The organism is Pelomonas sp. Root405 (assembly GCF_001425165.1).
Classification (GTDB): Bacteria; Pseudomonadota; Gammaproteobacteria; order Burkholderiales; family Burkholderiaceae_C; genus Pelomonas.
Window position 1 is genome coordinate 481,898 of record NZ_LMDU01000001.1, and the last position, 22,004, is coordinate 503,901.

Consider the following 22,004-nt stretch of genomic DNA (forward strand, 5'->3'; position numbering starts at 1 on the left):
CGCCGTTACCGCCCCGCCAGCAAGGTCGCCACCTCCGCTGCCGACCGCACGCCTAGCTTGGCGAACACGCGGGCGCGGTGGACTTCGACGGTGCGGATGGACACGTTGAGTTCGTCGGCAATGATCTTGTTGAGCTTGCCCGCCGCCACGCGGGTCATGACGTCGCGTTCGCGCTCCGTGAGGCTGGCCAGGCGCGCGCTGCGCTCGGCGGACTGGGCGCCCTCGGCCTGCATGGCCGCATCCACGGCCAGGGCCTGCTCGATGCGGTCGGCCAGCGCGTTGTCGCTGTAGGGCTTCTCCAGGAAGTCGAAGGCCCCTTTCTTCAGCGCCTCGACAACCATGGGGATGTCGCCATGGCCGGTCAAAAAGAGCACCGGGTTGCGCAGCTGGCGCGCCAGCAGTTCGTCGTGCAGGCGCGTGCCGCTCATGGGCTCCATGCGCACGTCGAGCAGGAAGATGCCCCGCGGCGGCCCGCCGCGCGGGCTCTCGACATCGAGCATGTCGAGCAGCGCCTGGCCGCTGGCAAAGGCGCGCACGTCCAGGCCGCGTGAGCGCAGCAGGAAGGCGAGTGCGTCGCGCACGCCGGGGTCGTCGTCGACGAGGTGGACGGTGCCCATCCGAGGTTCAGCCATGCACGGTCTCCGGGGTCAGGTCTCGACTGGGCTCGCGGGTCAGCGGCAAGCTGAACGAGAACAGGGCGCCGCCGGTCGACGTGTCGCTGGCGTCGAGCACGCCCTGGTGGGCCTCGACGATGGAGCGGCAGATGGCCAGGCCCATGCCCATGCCGTCGGCCTTGGTGGAATAGAAGGGCGCGCAGAGCTGCTCGATGCGCCGCCCGCCCAGGCCGGGGCCGTTGTCGCTGACGTCGATGCGCACGAAATCGCCGGCCACGCGGCTGCTGACGGTAACGCGCCGGCCGGCCTCCCGTGCCTGCAACGCATCGGCGGCATTGCGGACCAGGTTGATGACGACCTGCTCGATGAGAACGGCATCGGCCAGCACGGCCGGCACCGCCGCAGTGAGGGAGAGTTCCAGCGCGACGCCACGGCGTTGGCAGTCGCGCTTGAGCAGGTCCAGCGCGGCGCTGATGACCTCGTTGAGGTCGCAGCGCTCATGGCGCGGCTCACGCCGGGTCAGGAACTCGCGGATGCGCGCGACGATGCGACCGGCATGCGCGGCCTGCTGGCCCAGGCGCTGCAGCGCGCCCAGCACCAGCTCGTCGTGCACGCCGAGCTTGGTCAGCGAGTTGGTCACGCCGGCGCCATAGCTGGCAATCGCTGTCAGCGGCTGGTTCAGCTCGTGGGCCAGCGTGGAGGCGACTTCGCCCAGCATGGTCAGGCGCGCGTTGTGGGCCAGGGTCTCGACCTGGCGGCGTTCGCGCTCCTCCAGCTGCTTGCGCTCGGTGATGTCGATGATGCTGCCCATCCAGCCGATCTGACTGCCGCCGGCGTCGACCAGCGGCGACTCGAACACCATCACGTCCACCATGCGGCCGCTGCTGTGCCGCCAGCGCGCCTCGAAGCCCTCGCGCGGCGCCTGGCCGGCAAGGCTGCGGCGGTTGCGCTCGGTCAACTCCTCGAAGGCATCCGGCGGCCAGTAAGGCATCGGCGGCAGCAGACCGACCAGCTGTTCCTGGGCCAGGCCCACCATGTCGCAGAAGGTGCGGTTGACATAAAGCAGGCGGCCGTCGAAGTCGCGCGCGCGCAGCGCGACCAGGGCCGAGTCCTCCATCGCGCGGCGCCACGCGGCCTCGGTGCGGCCGGCCACTTCGGCGCGCTGCACGTGGCGCATCTGGCGCCGCAGCAGCCAGCTGGCCACGGCGATGGCGGGCAGGAAGCCGGCCACCAGCACCCAGGCCAGCGGGCGCACACCGTCGGGGATGGGATCGCGTAGCGTCAGCTCCAGCGCCGCGTCGGCCAGCGTGGCCTCGGTCAGCGGGCTGGCGCGCAACGGGCCGGTGAGCGCGACGCGGTAGCTGGGCCGCGCGCCCTGGGCGACGCGCAGCGGCGACTCGGTGCTGGAGGCAATGACCTGGTCGGCGCTGTCCACCAGCTGCAGGTCGTACTTGCGCGCCAGCCACCAGGGCACGCCGCGCTTGAGCAGCAGGGCCGGTGCATAACGCACCACCAGCACGCCGTCAGGCGCGACGCGCGCGGTCAGGTGCAGGGACAGGCCGTCTTCATACCGGTTGGCCGCGGCCTGGCTGGGTACCTCGGCCAGCACGCGGTTCTGGGCGTCCAGCCAGGTGACCGACAGCCACAGCCGCCGCAGCCCGGCGTTGACCTCCGGGTCGGCTGCCAGCGCCGCCTGGCTGGGCGCCTCGCCCGCCAGGCCGGCGGCCAGCTTGCGCAGATGGGTGATCTCCTCGTCGATGCGGCCGCGCAGCTGCACCTCGGTGCTGAGGGCGTCGGAGATCAGCGTCTGGCGCTGCAGCTCCTGCTCCTCGATGCCATTGGCCCGCACCCACGCCAGCACGCCGCCCACGAAGACGAGGGACAGCAGCAGCGGCGCCAGCCACAGGCTTCGGGACAGGAGCTCGCGCGGCTTCATGGGCGGAGTCTAGGCATCGGCGAGGCGGCACCCGCTGTGGAATTCCACAACTGTGCCGCTGCCGACACGTGGGCGCTCAACCGCGCAGCGGCACAGCGACGATGACCGGCGGTCGCGGGGTCAAGCGGCTGTTGTCGATGCGCCCGGCGGGCAGCCAGAGCTTGACGTAGGAGTTGGCCAGCACATGCAGCCGGCCGTCGACAACGACGCCGGTGGTTGGCTCGGCGAAATCGGGGTGGTGGTGCGACTGCAGCACCGTGGCTGCGGTGATGCGGGTGCCGTCCTCGGCCAGGTCGAAGCGCAGCACGCGGCCCGGGTTGACGGCGTTCTGCACGCCGACCAGGGCGCCGTCCGCCCAGTAGAGCCCGTCGATGCCGCCGCTGACGATGTCGTCGGGTTGCTGCAGGAGGGCGACGGCGCCATCGGCCAGGCTGGCGCGCAGGATGCCGGTGCTGCCCGTCACATAGGCCACCAGGCCGCCCGGCGCGATGGCGATGCCGTTGGCGCCGCGGAAGGCGCCGTCCGCGCCGACGCGCTGCGGCGCACCGTTGCCACCAATGCGCCAGAGGCTGCCGGCCATCGAGTCGGTGACCAGCAGGCCGCCGTCGGGCGCAATGGCGAGGTCGTTGAGCTGCAGCGCCTCCGGCACGGCCACGCGCAGCGTGCGCCGCCTATTGGCCAGCGACCAGCAAACGACGGCATTGCGGCGCTGCTGCTGCGCGCTGTCTTCAAAGCCGTTGCTGCTGACAGCGCAGAGCCGGTCGCGCGCGGTGTCGACGGCCAGGCCAAGCACCGCGTCGAGGGCGTCCGCCGGGGTGGACAGCGCGCGCGTGCGGCCCTTCGCGTCCACCGCCAGCACGCGCCGCTCGGCAATGCTGCCCAGGTAATGCGTGCGGCGCCTGGCGTCGTAGGCGATGCCTTCGGGAATCAGCCGCGCGGCGTTGGCCGGCAGCCGCAGCAGCACGGGCGCATCGGGCGTGCGCGGCGCCTCGGCCAGCAGCTGCGCCTGTACTTCGCGAAAGCCCGGCGCGGTTGCCAGGCTGTCGAAGCCCATGTCTTCCATCGGCACCAGGCCCAGGCCACGGCCGGCCAGCTTGCGCAAACTCGCGACGGCGCCGGCAGCGTCGCCGGCCTGCCCCTGCGTCATCGCTTCGTAGTGGATGAGCAGGGCGTCACCGGGGCGCTGCTGCTGCAGCGCGCGAATGCGGGCGAGTTGCGCCTCCAGCCCGGCGGCCGCCTGCGCGGCGACGGTGGCCGGCCACAACGACGCCAGCGCGGCGAGCAGAGCGGCGGTACGGGTCAGGTGCCGAAGGCGACGGGTGGGCAGCGCGAGGGTCATGCACAAAGTCTAGCCAGACCGGTGTGGAACTCCACATGGCAGCCCGCGCGCGGGCACGCGAAGATGTGCGCATGAGCACCGCCCGCCGCCGCCTGCTGACCGCCGCACTCGCCCTGCCGCTGGCCGTGCATGGCCTGGCCCAGGCGCAAGCCCAGGCGCCCATCGTCATCCGGTTCAGCCATGTCGTGGCGCCCGAAACGCCCAAGGGCAAGGGCGCGCAGCGCTTCAAGGAGCTGGCCGAGGCCCGCACCGGCGGCCGCGTCAAGGTGGAGGTGTATCCGAACAGCCAGCTCTACAAGGACAAGGAGGAGATGGAGGCGCTGCAGCTGGGCAGCGTGCAGATGCTGGCGCCGTCGCTGGCCAAGTTTGGCCCGCTGGGCGTGAAGGCTTTCGAGGTTTTCGACCTGCCCTTCCTGTTCAAGGACACGGCCGCCTTCCGCGCCATCACCGACGGGCCGCTGGGCGCCGAGCTGTTCCGGCAGCTGGAGCCCAAGGGCATCCGCGGCCTGGCCTATTGGGACAACGGCTTCCAGATCATGAGCGCCAACCGGCCGCTGCGCGAGGTGGCCGATTTCAGGGGGCTGAAGATGCGCATCCAGTCCAGCAAGGTGCTGGACGCGCAGATGCGCGCGCTCGGCGCCGTGCCACAGGTGATGGCCTTCAGTGAGCTCTACCAGGCGCTGCAGTCCGGCCTCGTCGACGGCACCGAGGGCACGCCGAGCAACTTCTACACGCAGCAGATCCACGAAGTGCAGAAGCACATGACGCTGTCCAACCATGGCCACCTGGCCTATGCGGTCATCGTCAACAAGAAGTTCTGGGACGGCCTGCCGGGCGACATCCGCGGCGCGCTGGAAGCGGCACTCAAGGAGGCCACCGACCACGCCAACGCCATCGCCAGCACCGAGAACAACACCGCCCTGCAGGCCATCAGGGCCAGCGGGCGCACGCGCATCCACGCGCTGACGCCGGCCGAGACGCAGGCTTGGAAAAAGGCGCTGATGCCCGTGCACCGCGAGATGGAGGCGCGCGTCGGCAAGGCGACCATCGCGGCCGCCTACCGGGCCGCCGGGTTCGTCGTCCCGAAGTAGGGCGCACCGACAAGGCACGGTTTTTGCGCTGCCCTGGGGCATGACCTCGTCCCAGCCGTTCACCCTTCCCGGCCTGCGCGTGCTGCTGGCCGACGCCGGCCAGCGCCGCAGCCCCGTCATCCGCCTGGAGCTGATCCGCCTGCGCTGCCAGCTGGTCGACGTCATCGACCTCGTGGCCCAGTCCGATGCGCTGCCGATGGCCCTGGAGCGTCTGGCGCCCGAGCTGCTGTTGATCGACTGCGACCAGCCCACCCCCGAGCTTCTGACCCAGCTCGGCGAAGCCCTGCAGCGCCAGCCGCGCCCGGTGCTGCTGTTTGCCGAGCAGATGAGCGCCGAGCAGATGCGCGCCGCCCTGCAGGCCGGCATCAGCACCTTGCAGCTGGCCGGCCTACCGCCGCAGCGCCTGGGCGCGCTGCTGCAGCTGGCGCTGGCCCGTTTCGAGCACGACCAGAGCCTGCAGCGCGACCTGCGCCAGACGCAGACCCAGCTGGCCGAACGCAAGCTGGTGGAGCGCGCGCGCGGCATCCTGATGCGCGAGCAGGCCCTCGACGAGGAAGCCGCCTTCCAGCGCCTGCGTCAGCTCGCCATGGACGGCGGGCAGACGCTGGCCTCGGTGGCGACGCGGCTGATTGATGCGGATCAGCTGCTGCGCGCGCGCTGAATACCGGTCTTGGGGCGCCGTGCACCAACAAGTGAACCGCGCAGCCGCCTAGCGCTGCAGATCCTGCGCCACCCGCTCGGCCAGCAGGCTGGCGGCGCGCTGCAGCGATTCGGCGGTGGCGGCCGGGTCGGACATCAAGGTTTCGAAATTGCCGAACTCTCGCCCGCGCGTGGCCGTCGCCTTGAGCTGCTGCTGCTCCGGCGCCCAGCCGGTCGCGTAGGTGGCTTGCAACAAGGGCGTGCCACCGGCGCGCCCGTACAGGCGCACGTCAGCATGCAAGGTCGGCAGGTAGTCGTGCCCCGGCGCCGCGACGAAGCCGGCGATGCGGGGAGCCAGCACCAGCAGCGCATCGGCACCACTGCCTGCCGCGACCGGATCGAACCCCGGTTTGTCCTGTGCCTGCGGTTGCCATGGCCCGGCGGCCGGACGGACCTCATAGCCGAGCCGCTTGAGGTGCTCGACCACCTGTTGGCCGAACTGGGTCGCCGGCGCGGGTGCCAGCGGCTGCATTGCCTGCGCCAGCCGTGCCTGCTTGTCGTTCCAGTCTGCAGCGACGATGGCGCCGCCGATCGCACCGAATGCGAACCCAGGATGCTTGAGATTGCGCACCTCCAGCGGCACGGGCTCGGGCGTCGTGGCGACCGCGATGGAGCGGATGGCCTGCAGCTGCTCGGCCTTGGGTTCAATGGTCTTGATGCCGGCGCAGCCGGTCAGGACGGCGGCGGAAACAAGAAGCGCGCCCCAACGGGCAGCGCTGCGGTAGATCGGCCTCATCGGGCACTCCCTGTGTGTCTTCAGCAGGCTGACATTGCAACGGCATTCCGCACGGCGGGCAACTGCGGGCACTCCTAGAGGTGCGCGGAATACCAGGTGCGCCGCTCCGACCGATGAAGCTGCATGGCGGACGTGAAGCTGCCGAGGGCCTGTGTGCAGTGCCTTCAGAACGTGCGGCGCAACCGTTGGAGCAGGCCGGGCTTGGCGGCCGGCACCGCCGCATGGACCTTGGGCGCCTCGCCGGCCGGGTGCGTGCTGGGTCCGTCGGGGCGCAGCAGGTCGCCGGGGTAATGGGGATGCCCGAGGCACAGCGAGTCGTCGATGTCGAACGCCTTGGCCACCGCCACGGCCTCGACACACCAGTAGCCGAAGTAGCTGCTGACGCCCTCGTGGTTGTCATACCAGTCGGGGCGCTCCTCCAGGTTGGTCAGCCGCGACATGCCCTTGCGGGGCGCACGGTCCAGCTCGGCATACCAATGGGAGACGAAGTCCCGCAACAGCGCGGCCTGGCGATCCTTGGCACCGTCGAGCACGGCGAGCAGCCGCGCATAGGGCTTGGGGTGGCAGAGCACCGTGCCGACTGGCCGCCCGGGCTGGCGGGTCGCAATGACGCGGTCCAGCAAGGCGTCCTGGCCTTCGTTGCCGATGAGCTTGAGCAGGCGCTGCCAGGGCGCGTCCTCCAGTTCCAACGCCAAGGCCAGACCCACCAGCCAGAAGCAGCGGTTGTAGAAGCTGATATTGCCCGCCCACCTTCGGCGGGGCTCGCGTTCGGCCTCGCTCCAGAGGGCAGCAGCTTTCTCCTCGGAGCGCTCCCAAAGGTCAAGCAACCGCAGCAAGTGAGGCTTCAGCCCCGCAACCAGGTGCCCGGTGCTGTAACGCAACAAGAGCAAGTCGAGCTGCTCCCAAGCGCAACGCCAGACAAACGTTGGTTCGTAGCGCTTGTTGACCGCAGGCACTTCGAGTGCCTTCTCGGACTTGGCGACGACTTCACTGAAGATGGAAAGCAACGCTTGAAGTCGCTCTTCGGAGAAAAGTTGGTCTCGTTTCACGGCTCCACCAACCGCGACGGTCATGAAATCTTGGTCGGCTGAGTCAGAAGAACGTAGATCTTCACCATCAGCCCACGCCCCGGCTGCCGCTCGCCGCGATCAAAGGATGCGAGTGCTTGATCCAGCAGCGCATCAATCTGAGGAACTTTGTCGAGGTCCCGCTTGATGCCATCCCTGGCGATGCGCCAGTGTTCCAGCAGATCGTTTCGATGGCCTGCGTAGCCAATGGAGTTCCACTCCTGATACTCGTCTGGCGGCTGGGAGGTACCTCCGGCGACATCCTCAACAAACAGCTGGAGGGCTTCACGCTTGTTCATCCGGGCACTCCGGGCTTGGCGAGGTGACCAGCACCACGCACTCCTGGATGGCACGCTCCACCGTTTCGGCCATGCCCAACTTGACAAGGTCGCCCTTGGCCCGCCGGTCGAGCTCTTGTAGATATGGATAGCCCTCATCGTGGAAGTGCAGCTTGTCCTCGCCGTCCGCTCTGGGAAGCATCAATGCGGCGGAACCGATGATGTTTTCAAGGTCGCGAATCTCTTTCTTGCCCACTACGGTCCCTTCCTGCCAACCCTGGGTGGATTGAATTTGATGCCGGCGCAGCCGGTCAGTGCGATGGCGGCGGCAGCAAGCCAGACCGTTCGAAGGGCCTGGCCGGCGTGGGCGGTGTTGGTGAATGGACGTGGGCGAGTGAGTGCGTTGATCTGGCTGTCCGTCGTCAATGTCGAGTCGGCGCTTCGTACATCTTGCGCATCTCGGCGAAGGTGCCTGACTTCTCGCGGAGTTCGCCACAGGCCGCGAACAGCAGGTCCCGGGCCGCCTCACGCTCTCCCTGCTTCACCAAGACCATGCACTCCCGAATCGCATGCTCCACCGCCTCGGTCATGCCGAGCTTGGCGATGTCGGCTTTTGCCTTCTCATAGAACCACAACAGTCCCGGATAGCCTTCGCTATGAAAGTGCAGTTTGTCCTCGCCGTCGGGCATGGGCAGCATGCCGGCGACAGCGGCAAGCGTGTCTTCCAAATCGCGGACTTCCTTCTTGCCCATCACGGCCCCTTCCTCCCACCCTGGGGCGGTTTGATGTTGATGATGTTGCCCTGGCCCGTGACCACAGTGCCCGCCTGACTGCCGGTGAACTGAAAGAAGTCGAACAGCTGCCGAGGCATCACGCCATTGTTGAGGTAAGTCGATTTGCCGTCGATCCAAGAGCGATCCCGGCTGCCTAGATCAATAAGCACGTCGGGTCGCACATAGGTGGTGCTGCTGCCGGTTTGGTCATAGGCCCAGCGGTTCAGCGCCACAGGCTGGCCAGGGCCTTCCGGCACGCCGGCGTTGACCAGATATAGCGCGACCGCCCTCTTCGCCGCGTTGTCCGCAAACAACCCCTCCTGAAGTTGCCGAGGCATCAGCACCGGGTAACCCAGGGACTTGCCGGCATCCAACCGAGCCTGCGCGTCAGCAAAACCCGCCTTGAAGGCTTCGCGGTAGCGATCCTGCACGGTCTGCACGAACTCCTGCGTCGGTACGCGCGCCGTGCCGACCGACTTGACGCTGAAGTCCCGCGTATCGAGCTCGATCACGCCCTGCCTGCGCAGCTCCAACAGCCGTACTGCATCGGCGTAGCGGTTGACCATGTCCACGGCGTCATAGCGCACCGAGCCGTCGCCATAGATGTTCTTGACGACCCCGAGCTTCTCGGGCGTCACGTCCAAACCCGATTGCCCGAGTTGTGCGCGCATGCGCTCGGCTTCTGTGAGCAGGCGCTGTTCCTGCAGCAGCGGCCCAATGAACTTGATGTCGCGGTAGGCCTCGGGGATCAGCCCGAAGGCATCGGACGCGGGCGCGTTGCCCAGCGCTTCAAACAGCGTGTTGGCCCGCCCGTTGACATTCAGCTGCAGGCCGTTGCCAGCGGCCGGTGCCCCGGGCCGCATCCCGCCCGGCCCGGCGACCAGCTCGGGCTCCCCGATCTCGCCATAGGCCAGCGGCGAGTGCTCTTCAGCGAGCAGCTGCTCGTAACGCCGCGCGGCGTAGCTCGGCGTGTCGAAATCCGGCTGTGCCGCTGCCTGCTCGATGCCGGCCTGCACGCGTTGGGCGAACTCCTCCTGGGCGCGCGCGGATGCGAAGAGGCCCGGTGGACGTGCCACCCCACCGAGGAGATCGAAAGGCGCGCCTTCCGGCCCTGGCAGGGGCACCACCTCCACCGGTCCCGGACCCGGCACCGGGAAGGTTTGCACAGCGTCCGGGTCCGGGGCCGGTACGGGCGCCGCCACCGGCGCCGGCAGATGCTCCTGCATCACCGACCCCAGCCAATCCTGCGCGAACGCATGTGCCGGGTCGTCTGGCGAGCCCGCCGCGCGGATGGCGCTGGTCAGCACGGTGTTGAAGGTGCGCGCCGCGAGTGCCTCTGTCGCGCTCATCGTGCCGGCTGCGACGGCTTTGTTGATGTTCTCGCCGATGTTGACCTTGGTCAGATCGGCCAGGCCGCTGGCGAAGCCGGCGAGCGCGCCGTCCTTGAACTTGCCGCCTAGCAGCGCCTGGATACCGCCCTGCACCGTCATGCGTGCGGCCACGCCGGCGGCCGCGCCGAAGCCCGCGTCCTTCAGCGTGCTGGTGAGCCCGGGCGTCAGGCCCGCCGTCAGCGCGCCGCTGACGGCGCCAATGAGCACGCCCTTCAGGCTGAGGTTGCCGTTGATGACGCCGCCGGCGAAAGACGCTGCGGCACCCGCAGCCGCCGCCGAGCCAACGGCGCCCCACCCGGCGGCCATGCCCGCGCCAGCGGTCGCCCAGCCAACGAAGGCCACCATGACCATAGGCAGGGCCTTGTCGAGCCAGCTGCGGTGCTCGTAGATGTTCTCGCTCGACGTGACCCAGCCGAGCTGCGGGTCGAAGCCGATGGCTGCGTCGTTGTTCAGGCGCGGCGCGTGGTTGAGGTTCAGCGCGATGAGGTCGCCGTCATGGACGCCGCCCTCGCCGAGACCGACATGCGGGTTGTCCAGGCTCGGCTGGCTGACCCAGCGCGACGGTCCGCCGCTCTCGCTCTGATCGTGCTGCACCGTGATGTGGCTGTGGGCGCCGCCATAGAAGCGCGCAAAGGCTTCCTGGGCCAGGCCGCCCGACCTCGCGCCTTCAGCCAGCCATGCGTTGGTGAACACCGCCTCGTCGAAGACGCGCTGCGTCGCCAGCACCGGCACGCCGTGGGCGTCGCGCACGATCTCGGCGCTGTCGCCGTTGCTGACGGTCTGGTAGACGCCGGTGGGCCAGCCGGTCTCGGGGTCGGTGCCGGTCTGCATCGGCACCTCGATCCAGCCGGTGCCACCGCCGTCGCGGGCGGCCTGCATCGCGGCGGCATGGGTCTGGCGCACGGCCGTCATGGCCTGGCTGAGCTGGGTCAGCTCGGCATGGCGCTCGGCACCGTACAGGCGCTGCTGCTCCCGCGCGAGGCCGCTGGTGGGCGCGGCCGGCGTGCCGCCGAGCTGATCGCGCAGCTGGGTGATGAAGGGGTCGGCCAGGTAGAGGTCGAGCTGGCCGAGGCTGGCGGCATCGCCCATGGCCACGCCCGGCTGGGGCGGCGCGCCGGCGTTGATGGCGTGGTCCTGCGTGGCCAGCGTCCACAGCCCGGGCTGAGCGACGAGCAGGTTCTGCACGGGCTGGCCATACAGCCCGGCCAACTTGGTCAGCGGCGCCGAGGCTTCGGGGTGGGCGGCGAGACGTTCACGGTAGGCCTGCTCGTAGGCGGCGTCGTCGAAGGTGAGCCACTGGCCCAGCGGTGCGGGCGGGCCGCTGTCACGCAGCACCCAGAATTGCGCAGGGTCCGCCGCTGCCGCCGCCGTCCCGGCCGCATCGGGCACGAAGACGGCGCCGTTGATGACGTTGCCATCATGGTCGGTGGGCGCCGGCATCCAGCCGCTGCCCGCCACGTTGGCCACATCGGCGGGCGGCGCGTGGCGGGCGGCCTCGCGCGCGGCCTCGAATTCGGCGCGCACGCCGTTCAGCGCCGCTTCACGCTGCTGCAGCCAGGCGGGGTTGACCGCGTCGCCCAGCGGCAGCGCGACGGTGGCGGCAGTAGGCGCCGCTGCGGGTACGGGCGCGGCAGCCGGCGCTGCTGCGGGGGGCGGCGCCTCAACCGGCGCTGCGGCTTCGACCGGCGCCGGTGCGGGCTCCACGGGGGCCGGCGCGACAGGCGCTGGTGGCGGTGCCGGCGCAGGCACCTCGTTGACCCAGGGCGGCGGCGAATGGCTGGGCAACTCGCCATCCTGCCCGCTCTCGCGCTCGAATCGCTCGAAGCGGCCTTCGGGCTCGCGCTGCCTCAGCGCCCAGCGGTCACCATCGTCCAGCCGCGGCAGCCGGCGCCGCGGGCCGGGCGGCGGCAACAGCACGATGGCCGGCGGCTGCTGGGCCATCTCGCTGAGCAACTGGCTCGGCACCTCCTCGGCCACGACGGGCTCGGGCGGCGGCGCTTCAGGCGCGCCATGCCAGGGCGCGTCGGCGTCACGATGCACGGGCTCGAAAGTTTCAAACGCCGCGACGTTGTAGTTGTCCAGCCGCATGGGCACTCCCTGTACTTGTATTCAGACAGGGCGCATTGAAGCGGTCGAGCCAGCGGGCAGGCAATTGCGGCCGCTCCGAAAACCGGCCCTGTGCGCGCTGCGGCTGACCCTAACGGGGCGCCATGCGCCCCGATGCACCAACACGCGTCGCGCCTGCACGCACCGCGCCGGCGCAAATCGCCCGCTGCGACGCCCATCGTGCGCCAAGCGCGTGCAGATCCGGGCGGCCGAGCCCCGGCGAAAGCTGGCACGCAACCTGCGTTAACCCCGTCGAGGCCTGCAATGGCGCAGGCCTCTCGGGCCGGCCGGCTGATGAATCGGCCGGCACTTCGGGACAACGGCGTCCGACCTCTCCTATTGCGTCTTCGCTGCTGAAGTGGCGCAGGCGGAGCGTGGCTGCGACGCCGTTGCGCCCTGCATGACTCAGGAGCCCGTGATGACCGCCAGCGACAACTCGAACGCCACGCCCCACCTGCAGCGCCGCAGCCTGCTTGCTGCCGCTGCCGCCCTGCCCACCCTCGGCCTTGCCGGCGGGGCCTGGGCGCAAGGATCGGACAAGCCCGAGAAGGAAGAAGTCAAGATCGGCTTCATCCCGCTGACCGACTGCGCGTCGGTCGTCATGGCCGCCGTGCTCGGCTTCGACAAGAAGTACGGCATCAAGATCATCCCGACCAAGGAAGCCTCCTGGGCCGGCGTGCGCGACAAGCTCGTCAACGGCGAGCTCGACATGGCCCATGTGCTCTACGGCCTGGTCTATGGCGTGCACCTCGGCACCGCCGGTCCCAAGAAGGACATGGCCGTGCTGATGAACCTGAATCACAACGGCCAGGCCTTCACGCTGTCCAAGGCGCTGGCCGACAAGGGCGCCGTCGACGGTCCCTCGCTGGCCAAGGTGATGGCCGCCAACCCGCGCGAATACACCTTCGCCGGCACCTTCCCCACCGGCACCCATGCGATGTGGATGCACTACTGGCTGGCTGCTGCGGGCATCAACCCGATGTCGGGCGCCAAGCTGATCACCGTGCCGCCGCCGCAGATGGTGGCCAACATGCGCGTGGGCAACATGGACGGCTTCTGCGTCGGCGAGCCCTGGAACCACCGCGCCATCATGGACGGCATCGGCATCACGGCCAACACGACGCAGGACCTCTGGAAGGACCACCCCGAGAAGGTGCTGGGTACCAGCGCGGAGTTCGTCAGCAAGTACCCCAACACCGCCCGCGCCGTCATCATGGCCGTGCTGGAGGCCAGCCGCTGGATCGACGCCAGCCTGTCCAACAAGCTCAAGATGGCCGAGACGGTCGCGCAGAAGGCCTACATCAACACCGGCGTCGATGCCATCAACCAGCGCATCCTGGGCCGCTACCAGAACGGCCTCGGCAAGACCTGGGACGACCCCAACCACATGAAGTTCTTCAACGACGGCGCGGTCAACTACCCGTACCTGAGCGACGGCATGTGGTTCCTGACCCAGCACAAGCGCTGGGGCCTGCTCAAGGCCCACCCCGACTACCTCGCGGTGGCCAAGCAGGTCAACCAGACGGCGCTCTACAAGCAGGCGGCCGGCGCCCTGGGCGTCAGCATCCCCAAGAGTGACTTCCGCACCAGCAAGCTGATGGACGGCGTTGTCTGGGATGGCAAGGACCCGGCGAAGTACGCCGACGGCTTCAAGATCAAGGCGTAAATCATGGTCTCCGCAGTCTTCCACTCGCCCGGCGAAGCATCCACCGCTGGCTCACCCACCCCGCCCGCCGGCATCAGCCGCCCCACGGTCGCCGCCGTGGCCGAAGCGCCGGAGAAGCCCAAGGCGGCGCCCAAGCGCACGCCGTTCGACTGGCGCGCCCTGGCACTGCGCGTGCTGCCGCCGGTGCTCGGCCTGGCCCTGCTCATCGGCCTGTGGGGGCTGGCCACGATGAAGGGCGGCGCCTTCCCCACCCCGGCGGCCACCTTCGACGCCGCCGTCAAGCTCTTCGCCGACCCGTTCTACAGCAACGGGCCCAACGACCAGGGCATCGGCTGGAACATCCTCTACTCGCTGCAGCGCGTGGGCCTGGGCTTCGGCCTGGCGGCGCTGGTCGGCATTCCGCTGGGCTTCATCATCGGCCGCTTCGAGTTCGCCAACCGCATGGTCTCGCCGCTGATTTCGCTGCTCAAGCCGGTGTCGCCGCTGGCCTGGCTGCCCATCGGCCTGCTGGTCTTCAAGAGCGCCAACCCGGCCGCGATCTGGACCATCTTCATCTGCTCGATCTGGCCGATGGTCGTCAACACGGCCGTCGGCGTGCAGCGCGTGCCGGTGGACTATCTCAACGTGGCCCGCGTGCTCAAGCTCAGCGAGTGGAAGGTCATCACGCGCATCCTGCTGCCCGCGGTGCTGCCCTATGTGCTGACCGGCGTGCGCCTGTCGGTGGGCACGGCCTGGCTGGTCATCGTCGCGGCCGAGATGCTGACGGGCGGCGTGGGCATCGGCTTCTGGGTCTGGGACGAGTGGAACAACCTCAACGTCGCCCACATCATCATCGCCATCTTCGTCATCGGCACGGTCGGGCTGCTGCTCGAATGGGCGCTGATGTCCCTTGCCAAGCACTTCACTTTCGAGGACTGATGCCATGAAGCCTTTCATCCAGGTTCAGAACGCCGAGATGGTCTTCACCACCCGCAAGGGGCGCTTCCATGCGCTGCAGGACATCAACCTCGACGTGCAGCGTGGCGAGTTCATCACGCTGATCGGTCACTCGGGCTGCGGCAAGTCCACCCTGCTCAACCTCATCGCCGGCCTGCTGACGCCGACGTCGGGCGTGCTGATCTGCGATGGCCGCGAGATCGCGGCGCCCGGCCCCGAGCGCGGCGTGGTGTTCCAGAACCACTCGCTGCTGCCCTGGCTGTCCTGCCTGGACAACGTGCTGCTGGCCGTCGAGTCGGTCTTCGGCGGCAAGGAAAGCCCCGCCCAACTCAAGGTGCGCGCCCGCGCCGCACTGGAGCTGGTGGGCATGAGCCATGCGCTGCACAAGCGCCCGCACGAGATCTCGGGCGGCATGAAGCAGCGCGTCGGCATTGCCCGCGCGCTGGCGATGGAACCGAAGGTGCTGCTGATGGACGAGCCCTTCGGCGCGCTCGACGCGTTGACGCGGGCCAAGCTGCAGGACGAGCTGTTGAAGATCGTGGCGCGCACGCACAGCACGGTGATCATGGTCACGCACGATGTGGATGAGGCCGTGCTGCTGTCGGACCGCATCGTCATGATGACCAATGGACCGGCGGCGACGATCGGCGAGATTCTTCACGTCGACATCCCCCGCCCGCGCCTGCGTGTGGAGCTGGCCGAAGACCCGAGCTATGTGCATGCGCGCAAGGAGGTCATCGACTTCCTGTACACGCGGCATGCGCATGTGGAGCAGGCGGCTTGAATGGAGCCCCTCGCCCAGCCCCCCGCTGAACGCGGGCATGGTTGACCGGTCTTGCAGACGGCCGCGACGTGGATTAAGCCGCCACCATGTCGAAGTACCGCTCAAACGAGGCATCCACCGCCTCACGCCCGCCGCCGATGATGTTCAACCCCCACGTGAACCCATACACGTCGTCGAACTGAACACCACGCAGCCTTGCCTGCGCCTCCCTCACCAACGCCGGTCTTGCCGGCACGTGGTTGGGCACGCTGTACATGAAGCTGACGTGCCGCCGGTCTTGCGCCACATGCAAGGCATCGCCGGCCAGCAGCAGCGACCGCGAATTACCTGACCAGTGCAGCACCGTGCTGCCGGGGAAATGTCCCGGGCAGCGCAGCAGCGTCGCGCCGCGCCCCAGGTCCAGCGTGTCGCCGCGCCAGAACTCCAGCCAGCGCGAGCGGCGCGCCACCCATTGCCGGTCGTTCTCGTGCACGAAGATCGGCACGCCGCCCAGCGCCTCGCTCCAGCGCACCATGGCCGAATAGAAATGCGGGTGCGAGATGGCGATGCGCTCCACGCCGCCGCGCCGCTTCAGTTCAGCCACGGCCTCATCGGTCACCAGCGCCGTGCTCTCCCACAGCACACCAGCCTCGGCCAGGTGCAAGGCGCGCTGCGGAATGGCAAAGCCGGGCGTGACGCCGATGCCCCAGAGTGCGTGGTCCATCTCCAGCCGGTTGCGGTGCGTCGCGGCCAGTTCGTCATGCGTCGTCCAGGCCTGGCCCTGCCAGCCGACGTACTGGCGCTCATCGCTGCAGATGGGGCAGAGTCCCGGTGGCTGCGGGCTGTCGTCGTGCTCGGTGCCGCAGGTGCGGCACATGAAATGGGGCATGGTGGTCTCCGTGGCTTCCGTGCCCTCAGCGTAGGCAGGGCGGCGTACCGCTCACAGAGCCAAGCGCGGCGATTCAAAGGGTGCCAAGCACCTTGGCCAGCCGCCTCACCGCCTCGGGAATGCGCGCCGCCGTGATGCTGCCGTAGCCCAGTACCAGCCCCTGCACGCCGCCTCCCGCGCCCAGCCAGTAGCGGCTCAGCGGCTCCACACTTACGCCGGCCGCCCAGGCGCGACGCGTCAACTCGTCCGCGTCGACCCCGGGCAGCGCCACGGCCAGGTGAAGGCCGGCGATGGCGGGCAGCACCTGCGCCCGCTCGCCGAGGTGGCGCTTGAGCATCTGCTCCAGCACGCGTCGCCGCTCGGCGTACTCGGTGCGCATGCGGCGCACATGCCGCAGCAGGTGGCCCTCGCTGATGAAGTCCGCCACGGCCGCCTGCGTCAGCGCCGGCGTGCCAAAGCCCGCCGCATGCTTGGCCGCCACCAGCGCCGGGCGCGCCCAGGCCGGTGCGACGACATAGCCCAGGCGCAGCGCCGGCAGCATGCTCTTGGACAGCGTGCCGACGTAGAACACGCGGCCGTCGCGGTCCAGCGTCTTCAGCGCATCCAGCGGCCGCGACGTGAAGCGGAACTCGCCGTCGTAGTCGTCCTCGATGACGACCGCCTGGTGCGCCGCGGCCCAGTTCAGCAGGTCGCGGCGGCGTGGCAGCGACATTGGCATGCCCAGGGGCGACTGGTGCGACGGCGTCACGCAGACGATGCGCGCGTCGGCCGGCAGTGCGCTGACGACCAGGCCCTCGCCGTCCACGGGCATCGGCGCCAGTGTGGCGCCCGCGCCCAACAGCGCCGCACGCAGCGGCGGGTAGCCGGGGTTCTCGACCGCTGCGAGCGTGCGGCCCGGCGTGACCAGCACGCGTGCGATCAGGTCGAAGGCCTGCTGCGCGCCTGCCGTGATGACGATGTCGTCCGCCGTGCAGGCCACGGCCCGCGACGACGACACATGGCCGGCGATCGCGGCCCGCAGCGCCGACAGGCCCTGCGCTTCCGGATAGCGCGCCGGCTCGCGTGCGGCCACCTGCAGTGCACGGGTGTGCAGACGGCGCAGCACGTCGAACGGAAAGCTCGCCACGTCCGGCAAGCCGGTCTTGAACTGATAGGCCGGCGCCGGCCCGCTGACGAGCGGCGCCGGCCAGCCACCGCCCTCGCCGCGCAGCCAGCGGCTGTCGGCCCAGGGTGCCACGCTGGCCCGGTCAGACACCTGCACGCCCGCTCGCGGCAGCTCGGCCACGAAGCTGCCGCCGGCGCCCCGCGACTCCAGCCAACCCTCCGACGCCAGCAACTCATAGGCTGCCACCGCCGTGTTGCGCGACACGCCGACCTGCGCCGCCAGCTCGCGCGAAGACGGCAGGCGCAGGCCCGGCGCAAGGCGCCCGCTGGCAATGGCGTCACGCAGCGCGGCATGAAGGCTGGCCAGGCGCGAGCCGCGTTCGGCGAGTTGCAGATCGAGTTCGAGGCTTGGCTCCATGGCTTCTCTTCGATTTGGCCCTTTTGTGGAGCCATTCCGACAGGCACTCTAAGGCCTGTCAACCACTGCATGGAGACCCGACATGAACACGATGAGCCACCCGCTCGAAGGCCTGCAGCCCCATGTCCGCAGCCACATCAGCGCTGCCCTGGAGCGCGCCGGCCTGGATGCCTGGATACCCGAAGGGCCTGGCAAGTGGTCGCTGCCGCTGCAGTTCTTGTCGGAAGAAAACGGCCAGGGTGGCTGGGTGGAGCTGATGCGGCTCGAACCCGGCACGCGGCTCACGCGGCACCGGCACCACGGCGAGGTGCACGGCCTGAACCTGCAGGGCCAGCGCCGGCTCGACAACGGCCGCATCGTCGGTATGGGCGACTATGTCTACGAGCCGGTGGGCAACGTCGACAGCTGGGAGGCCGTCGGCGACGAGGTGCTGGTGCTGCATGTCGTCGTGCGCGGCGACGTGGACTACGTGGCCACCGATGGCCGCGTGCAGCGCCACATCACGACGGCGGACGTCAAGGCCGGCTACCACGCCTTCTGTGCCGAGCGCGGCCTGCAGCCGCGGCTCGATTGAAGCTGCGAGATCTTGGCCGGCTAGAACACCACCTCGGCCCGCAAGCCGCCCTCCGGCCGGTTGCTCAAGACCAGCACGGCCCCCTGGCGCCGCGCCAGCTGCTGCGCGATGTACAGCCCCAGACCGGTGCCGCCCGTCTCGCGGTTGCGCGAGCCCTCAACGCGACGGAAGGGCTGGCGCACGCGTTCCAGTTGGGCCTCGGGGATGCCAGGGCCGTCGTCCTCGACGACGAGCCGGGTCACGCCGGCAGCGAGGTCGACGCGAACGCGCGCCTGACCCGCATAGCGCAGCGCATTGCCCACGAGGTTGTCGACGACGCGGCGCAGCGCCAGCGGGTCGGCTGCGACGACGGCGGGCGGTCCCTCGAAGCTGACCGCGGCGCCGGTCTCGGCCAGGTCGTCGACGGCCGACTGCGCCAGCGCCGACAGGTCGACACGTTGGGCCTCGGCCACCGTGGCCGGGCGGAAGACCTCGATGACGCTTTCGACCAGCTGGTCCATCTCGCGCAGGTCGTCGATGCAGCGTTCGCGCACCCTGGCCTCGACCTCGCCCGTCTCCAGCCGCAGCCGCATGCGCGTCAACGGCGTGCGCAGGTCATGCGAGATGGCCGCAATCATCAGGCCGCGTTCCTCGAACTGACCGCTCAGTTCCGACGCCATGCGGTTGAACACGGCCGCCGCGTCGCGCACCTCGCGCGTGCCGCCGTCCTCGTTCAACTCGGGCGCCGGGCGGCCCTGCGCCAGCGCCGGCGTCAGCTGCTGCGCGGCGCGCACGAGGCGGCGCACCGGCCGGGCCAGCCAGCGCGAGCCCCACCAGGCCGCCAGCGCGATGACGAACAAGCGCACACCGTAGTCGACGAGGGTGGCGCTCCACGGCAGGCTGGGCGGCAGCGACGGGAAGGTGGGCATGCGCCCCACCGCCTCGGGGCGCGGCGGCGGCCCATCGCCAAACCCGTCAGGTGGCGGCGTGGGGCGGCCGCCTTCAGCATGCATCGGCGGCGGCCCAGGGCGGTCCATCGCCCCGCCGGCTGACAGCGTCTGCGACACCAGGCTCCAGGCGGCCAGATGGCTCAGCGCCAGCGCGGCCCACATCAACAGAAACAGGCGCAGGCCCAGGCTGTCCCAGGACTTCCAACGCGTCAGCACGGGCTCACCTTGGCGTCAAGCAGATAACCCTCGCCGCGCACGGTGCGGATCAGCGCCGGCTCGCGCGCCGTGTCGCCGAGCTTGGCGCGCAGGCGCGACACCGCCAGGTCGATGCTGCGGTCGTTGACCTCGACGCCGGGCGCGCGGGTCAGTTCGATGAGCTGGTCACGATTGAGCACGCGGCCCGGGCGCTGCACGAAGGCTGCCAGCAGGCGGAACTCGGCGCTGGACAGCGCAATGCCGACGTTGTCGGGACTGATGAGCTGGCGTGTCATGCGGTCAAAGCGCCAGCGGCCGAAGCGCAGCAGCCGTGTGTCCTCGTCCACCGCCACGCCCGGGCCCTTGTTCGCACGCCGCACCAGCGCCTGCAGCCGCGCCACCAGTTCGCGCGGCTCGAAGGGTTTGGCCAGGTAGTCGTCGGCGCCCAGCTCCAGGCCGACGACGCGGCTCATCGTGTCGCCTCGTGCGGTCAGCATCAGCACCGGCGGCGCGTCAGCCTGCATGCCGAGCCAGCGCAACAGCGCCAGGCCGTCCTCGCCCGGCAGCATCAAGTCCAGGACGATGACCTCGGGCCGCGACGCGGCCATCTGCCGGCGCATCGCCTGGCCGTCCGCCGCCGCGCTGACCTGCCAGCCGAACCCCTGCAGATAGGCGGTCAGGCTCGCGCGGATCTCGGCGTCGTCGTCGACGACCAGGCAATGTCCATTCATCCGGCGACACCTACCCTCAATGTCGCCACATAGCCGGCACTGACCGAGCCCGTGACGGTGCACAACTGCGTCGTGTAGCCGTCGCTGAAGATGCCGTCGCTCGTCAGGCTGATGGCGTTGTCGTTGGCGGCGCTGTTGCCATAACCGCTGGTTGCGTAGACGGCCGTGTTGACGTCTGCGGGAAAGCACAGCTGCGAGGTGCGCAGCTTGTTGTTCCCGTGGGTCGCCGTCGTCGTGCTGCGGTAGACCTCGAAGTGCATGTGCGGCACGCGCCCGGCGTAGCAGCCCGGGTAGATGGTCTGGAAGGTCGCCGTGCCGTCGCTGCCGGTGGCCTGCACGCCGCGCAGGTAGTTCTCGCCGGTCACGCCGCTGGAGTACATCGAGTAGCGGCCCAGCGCGTCGCAATGCCACAGGTAAATGGCGTAGCCGGACAGGTCGGCGCAGGAGGCGTTGGTGTTCACGAGCTCGATGATGACCTGAAGCGGCACGCCGGTGGCGATGCCGCTGGCACCGGCAATGCTGGCGCGGATGTCGCTGCGCACGACGCCGGACAGGGCCAGCACGTTGGCGATGCTGCCATTGGCGCTGTTGGAGCCGTCGCCCGGGTAAGGGCCTTCGGTTTCGGAAGGGATGACGGAGCAGCTGCTCGGGGATGGCGCCGGGGACGGCGACGGGGCCGGGCTGGGCGCAGGCGACGCCGTGGCCGCCTCGCTGCTGCCGCCGCCACCGCAGCCAGCAATCGTCGCTGCGCCGGCGCCGAGCAGCCAGCGCAGCGCGGTGCGGCGCTCGAAAGCCTGCTGGTGCAGTCGGCTCAGGTCATGGGCCAGGCCGAGGTCGTGGTCGTGGTCGTGGTCGTGGTGCATTGCGGTCTCCTTCGGGTGGGAATGGAGGCATTGCATCGCCGCGATGTGTCGGGCGGATCGGCAGATTGTGTCAAGGTGGACACGCAGCGCGTGATCAGACGTGAGGCCGCCCCACGCCCATCACTTCCCAGCCCTCGCCGTGGTCGTAGGTCGAGTGGCGTGACGGCGAGATGGAGAAGCGGCCGTGGCAAAGTCGCCTGAGCAGCGCATCGGGGCGCAGGTGCCAGCTGGCCCAGCTGAGCGGCGAGTCGCCGTGGGCGTCCTGGGCGTCGATGCGGGCGCCGTGCGCGATCAGGCGCTCGATGGTTTCTGCGCTGCAGAAGGCAGCGGCGCGGTGCAGCGGCGTCTCACCGCGGGTGCGTGTGTCGCGCATGAAGCAGCTGGTTTCCACGCCGGGCGTCGTCGCGCGGTTCGGATCGGCGCCATGGGCCAGCAGCACCTCGACGACGTGGTCGTAGTCGGGCCGGTTGGCCTTGCACACGGCCATGTGCAGCGGCGTCTCGCCGGTGTCGGCCTGCGCTTGATTGACGTCGGCGCCCTGCTCGGTGAGGAACTGGCACAGGCGCCAGTGGCCGTGGAAGGCCGCGACGCCGAGGCCCAGGTCGTCGCCGAGCGCGGTGAGCGTCTCGCCCCCCGTCAGGAGGTGGCGCAGGCCGCTGACGTCGCCGTAGTAAGCACACCAGGTGATCAGACTCACGCCGTCGCGGTCGGTCGCGCTGGCGGGATGGCCGGCGGCCATCAGTTCGAAGACCAGGTCGGTGCGGCCGTCGGCGATGCGGGCGAAGCGTTCGTCATCGGTCATGGCGGGCCTCCGGATTGATCGGCAGATTGTGTTGGCAGGGCCCTGTGGCTCTGGGTGATTTTGTGGAGAACCTGTTTGACTCGGCAACGAGTCAAAAGGACAAC

The 22,004-nt window shown here is 69.6% G+C and carries 21 protein-coding genes; 6 read left to right on the forward strand and 15 right to left on the reverse strand.

Annotated elements, in window-relative coordinates; all coding sequences use genetic code 11:
- Positions 1-5 precede the first annotated feature (5 nt).
- The 3 genes from ASC81_RS02170 to ASC81_RS02180 all read right to left on the reverse strand — a co-directional run bounded on the left by ASC81_RS02170 (position 6) and on the right by ASC81_RS02180 (position 3,889).
- Complete coding sequence (locus ASC81_RS02170; RefSeq protein WP_200946671.1) at positions 6-632, reverse strand: response regulator transcription factor; 627 nt, start codon at positions 630-632, stop codon at positions 6-8.
- On the reverse strand, positions 625-2,550 hold the full coding sequence (locus tag ASC81_RS02175; protein WP_056262121.1) for a sensor histidine kinase: 1,926 nt from the start codon (positions 2,548-2,550) through the stop codon (positions 625-627). The genes ASC81_RS02170 and ASC81_RS02175 overlap by 8 nt, the downstream gene beginning before the upstream one ends.
- A 76-nt stretch (positions 2,551-2,626) precedes the next feature.
- Positions 2,627-3,889, reverse strand: a complete 1,263-nt coding sequence (locus ASC81_RS02180; protein WP_056262123.1) for an SMP-30/gluconolactonase/LRE family protein — start codon at positions 3,887-3,889, stop codon at positions 2,627-2,629.
- 71 nt (positions 3,890-3,960) lie between these two features.
- On the opposite strand from ASC81_RS02180, the gene ASC81_RS02185 reads away from it, so the two are divergent.
- On the forward strand, positions 3,961-4,980 hold the full coding sequence (locus ASC81_RS02185) for a TRAP transporter substrate-binding protein (protein WP_082536308.1): 1,020 nt from the start codon (positions 3,961-3,963) through the stop codon (positions 4,978-4,980).
- 40 nt (positions 4,981-5,020) lie between these two features.
- Positions 5,021-5,641 carry an ANTAR domain-containing response regulator gene (locus ASC81_RS02190; RefSeq protein WP_056262127.1) on the forward strand — a complete coding sequence of 207 codons (621 nt, stop codon included), beginning with the start codon at positions 5,021-5,023 and terminating at the stop codon, positions 5,639-5,641.
- 48 nt (positions 5,642-5,689) lie between these two features.
- On the opposite strand, the gene ASC81_RS02195 is transcribed toward ASC81_RS02190, so the two are convergent.
- From ASC81_RS02195 to ASC81_RS02220, 6 genes are all read right to left on the reverse strand, one after another.
- Positions 5,690-6,415: a hypothetical protein gene (locus tag ASC81_RS02195; RefSeq protein ID WP_056262130.1), complete on the reverse strand. Its 726-nt coding sequence runs from the start codon at positions 6,413-6,415 to the stop codon at positions 5,690-5,692.
- A 164-nt stretch (positions 6,416-6,579) separates the two neighbouring features.
- On the reverse strand, positions 6,580-7,464 hold the full coding sequence (locus ASC81_RS02200; protein WP_200946673.1) for a PoNi-like cognate immunity protein: 885 nt from the start codon (positions 7,462-7,464) through the stop codon (positions 6,580-6,582).
- 20 nt (positions 7,465-7,484) lie between these two features.
- A complete protein-coding gene (locus ASC81_RS02205) occupies positions 7,485-7,781 on the reverse strand; it encodes a hypothetical protein (RefSeq protein ID WP_056262135.1) in 297 nt (98 codons plus the stop codon).
- Positions 7,768-8,016 carry a hypothetical protein gene (locus ASC81_RS02210; protein WP_056262138.1) on the reverse strand — a complete coding sequence of 83 codons (249 nt, stop codon included), beginning with the start codon at positions 8,014-8,016 and terminating at the stop codon, positions 7,768-7,770. The genes ASC81_RS02205 and ASC81_RS02210 overlap by 14 nt, the downstream gene beginning before the upstream one ends.
- Positions 8,017-8,182: 166 nt before the next feature.
- Positions 8,183-8,512, reverse strand: coding sequence for a hypothetical protein (locus ASC81_RS02215; protein WP_056262140.1), 330 nt, complete (start codon positions 8,510-8,512; stop codon positions 8,183-8,185).
- Positions 8,512-12,012, reverse strand: a complete 3,501-nt coding sequence (locus ASC81_RS02220; RefSeq protein ID WP_056262142.1) for a hypothetical protein — start codon at positions 12,010-12,012, stop codon at positions 8,512-8,514. Before ASC81_RS02220 ends, ASC81_RS02215 begins: the two co-directional genes overlap by 1 nt.
- 436 nt (positions 12,013-12,448) lie before the next feature.
- Here ASC81_RS02220 and ASC81_RS02225 point away from each other — a divergent pair, with 436 nt between their 5' ends.
- The 3 genes from ASC81_RS02225 to ASC81_RS02235 are packed head-to-tail and all read left to right on the forward strand — an operon-like array spanning position 12,449 to position 15,416.
- Positions 12,449-13,696, forward strand: a complete 1,248-nt coding sequence (locus tag ASC81_RS02225; protein WP_156391670.1) for a CmpA/NrtA family ABC transporter substrate-binding protein — start codon at positions 12,449-12,451, stop codon at positions 13,694-13,696.
- A 3-nt stretch (positions 13,697-13,699) separates the two neighbouring features.
- The gene (gene ntrB, locus ASC81_RS02230) at positions 13,700-14,614 is read left to right on the forward strand and encodes a nitrate ABC transporter permease (RefSeq protein WP_056262144.1); all 915 of its coding nucleotides are present in this window, start codon (positions 13,700-13,702) and stop codon (positions 14,612-14,614) included.
- A 4-nt stretch (positions 14,615-14,618) separates the two neighbouring features.
- A complete protein-coding gene (locus ASC81_RS02235) occupies positions 14,619-15,416 on the forward strand; it encodes an ABC transporter ATP-binding protein (protein WP_056262149.1) in 798 nt (265 codons plus the stop codon).
- A gap of 73 nt (positions 15,417-15,489) precedes the next feature.
- On the opposite strand, the gene ASC81_RS02240 is transcribed toward ASC81_RS02235, so the two are convergent.
- Entirely contained in the window at positions 15,490-16,284 is a 795-nt protein-coding gene (locus ASC81_RS02240) for a hypothetical protein (protein WP_056262151.1), read from the reverse strand.
- 73 nt (positions 16,285-16,357) lie between these two features.
- Positions 16,358-17,806, reverse strand: coding sequence for a PLP-dependent aminotransferase family protein (locus ASC81_RS02245; protein ID WP_056262154.1), 1,449 nt, complete (start codon positions 17,804-17,806; stop codon positions 16,358-16,360).
- An 82-nt stretch (positions 17,807-17,888) separates the two neighbouring features.
- On the opposite strand from ASC81_RS02245, the gene ASC81_RS02250 reads away from it, so the two are divergent.
- A complete protein-coding gene (locus ASC81_RS02250; RefSeq protein ID WP_056262157.1) occupies positions 17,889-18,380 on the forward strand; it encodes a cupin domain-containing protein in 492 nt (163 codons plus the stop codon).
- 20 nt (positions 18,381-18,400) lie between these two features.
- Here ASC81_RS02250 and ASC81_RS02255 read toward each other — a convergent pair whose 3' ends face one another.
- The 4 genes from ASC81_RS02255 to ASC81_RS02270 all read right to left on the reverse strand — a co-directional run bounded on the left by ASC81_RS02255 (position 18,401) and on the right by ASC81_RS02270 (position 21,900).
- Positions 18,401-19,525 carry an ATP-binding protein gene (locus ASC81_RS02255; protein WP_056262160.1) on the reverse strand — a complete coding sequence of 375 codons (1,125 nt, stop codon included), beginning with the start codon at positions 19,523-19,525 and terminating at the stop codon, positions 18,401-18,403.
- A complete protein-coding gene (locus ASC81_RS02260; RefSeq protein WP_056262162.1) occupies positions 19,519-20,235 on the reverse strand; it encodes a response regulator in 717 nt (238 codons plus the stop codon). The genes ASC81_RS02255 and ASC81_RS02260 overlap by 7 nt, the downstream gene beginning before the upstream one ends.
- On the reverse strand, positions 20,232-21,098 hold the full coding sequence (locus ASC81_RS02265; RefSeq protein WP_056262165.1) for a hypothetical protein: 867 nt from the start codon (positions 21,096-21,098) through the stop codon (positions 20,232-20,234). The genes ASC81_RS02260 and ASC81_RS02265 overlap by 4 nt, the downstream gene beginning before the upstream one ends.
- A gap of 94 nt (positions 21,099-21,192) precedes the next feature.
- Complete coding sequence (locus ASC81_RS02270; protein ID WP_056262168.1) at positions 21,193-21,900, reverse strand: ankyrin repeat domain-containing protein; 708 nt, start codon at positions 21,898-21,900, stop codon at positions 21,193-21,195.
- Positions 21,901-22,004 lie beyond the last annotated feature (104 nt).

What these genes read in the sequence shown, in the direction of transcription:
- ntrB (WP_056262144.1), top strand. Translation starts at nt 13,700, where the DNA reads ATGGTCTCCGCAGTCTTCCACTCGCCCGGCGAAGCATCCACCGCTGGC.
- ASC81_RS02250 (WP_056262157.1), top strand. Translation starts at nt 17,889, where the DNA reads ATGAACACGATGAGCCACCCGCTCGAAGGCCTGCAGCCCCATGTCCGC.
- ASC81_RS02215 (WP_056262140.1), bottom strand. Translation starts at nt 8,512, where the DNA reads ATGGGCAAGAAGGAAGTCCGCGATTTGGAAGACACGCTTGCCGCTGTC.
- ASC81_RS02260 (WP_056262162.1), bottom strand. Translation starts at nt 20,235, where the DNA reads ATGAATGGACATTGCCTGGTCGTCGACGACGACGCCGAGATCCGCGCG.
- ASC81_RS02265 (WP_056262165.1), bottom strand. Translation starts at nt 21,098, where the DNA reads ATGCACCACGACCACGACCACGACCACGACCTCGGCCTGGCCCATGAC.
- ASC81_RS02270 (WP_056262168.1), bottom strand. Translation starts at nt 21,900, where the DNA reads ATGACCGATGACGAACGCTTCGCCCGCATCGCCGACGGCCGCACCGAC.
- ASC81_RS02240 (WP_056262151.1), bottom strand. Translation starts at nt 16,284, where the DNA reads ATGCCCCATTTCATGTGCCGCACCTGCGGCACCGAGCACGACGACAGC.
- ASC81_RS02245 (WP_056262154.1), bottom strand. Translation starts at nt 17,806, where the DNA reads ATGGAGCCAAGCCTCGAACTCGATCTGCAACTCGCCGAACGCGGCTCG.
- ASC81_RS02205 (WP_056262135.1), bottom strand. Translation starts at nt 7,781, where the DNA reads ATGAACAAGCGTGAAGCCCTCCAGCTGTTTGTTGAGGATGTCGCCGGA.
- ASC81_RS02175 (WP_056262121.1), bottom strand. Translation starts at nt 2,550, where the DNA reads ATGAAGCCGCGCGAGCTCCTGTCCCGAAGCCTGTGGCTGGCGCCGCTG.
- ASC81_RS02170 (WP_200946671.1), bottom strand. Translation starts at nt 632, where the DNA reads ATGGCTGAACCTCGGATGGGCACCGTCCACCTCGTCGACGACGACCCC.
- ASC81_RS02225 (WP_156391670.1), top strand. Translation starts at nt 12,449, where the DNA reads ATGACCGCCAGCGACAACTCGAACGCCACGCCCCACCTGCAGCGCCGC.
- ASC81_RS02235 (WP_056262149.1), top strand. Translation starts at nt 14,619, where the DNA reads ATGAAGCCTTTCATCCAGGTTCAGAACGCCGAGATGGTCTTCACCACC.
- ASC81_RS02220 (WP_056262142.1), bottom strand. Translation starts at nt 12,012, where the DNA reads ATGCGGCTGGACAACTACAACGTCGCGGCGTTTGAAACTTTCGAGCCC.
- ASC81_RS02180 (WP_056262123.1), bottom strand. Translation starts at nt 3,889, where the DNA reads ATGACCCTCGCGCTGCCCACCCGTCGCCTTCGGCACCTGACCCGTACC.
- ASC81_RS02190 (WP_056262127.1), top strand. Translation starts at nt 5,021, where the DNA reads ATGACCTCGTCCCAGCCGTTCACCCTTCCCGGCCTGCGCGTGCTGCTG.
- ASC81_RS02185 (WP_082536308.1), top strand. Translation starts at nt 3,961, where the DNA reads ATGAGCACCGCCCGCCGCCGCCTGCTGACCGCCGCACTCGCCCTGCCG.
- ASC81_RS02195 (WP_056262130.1), bottom strand. Translation starts at nt 6,415, where the DNA reads ATGAGGCCGATCTACCGCAGCGCTGCCCGTTGGGGCGCGCTTCTTGTT.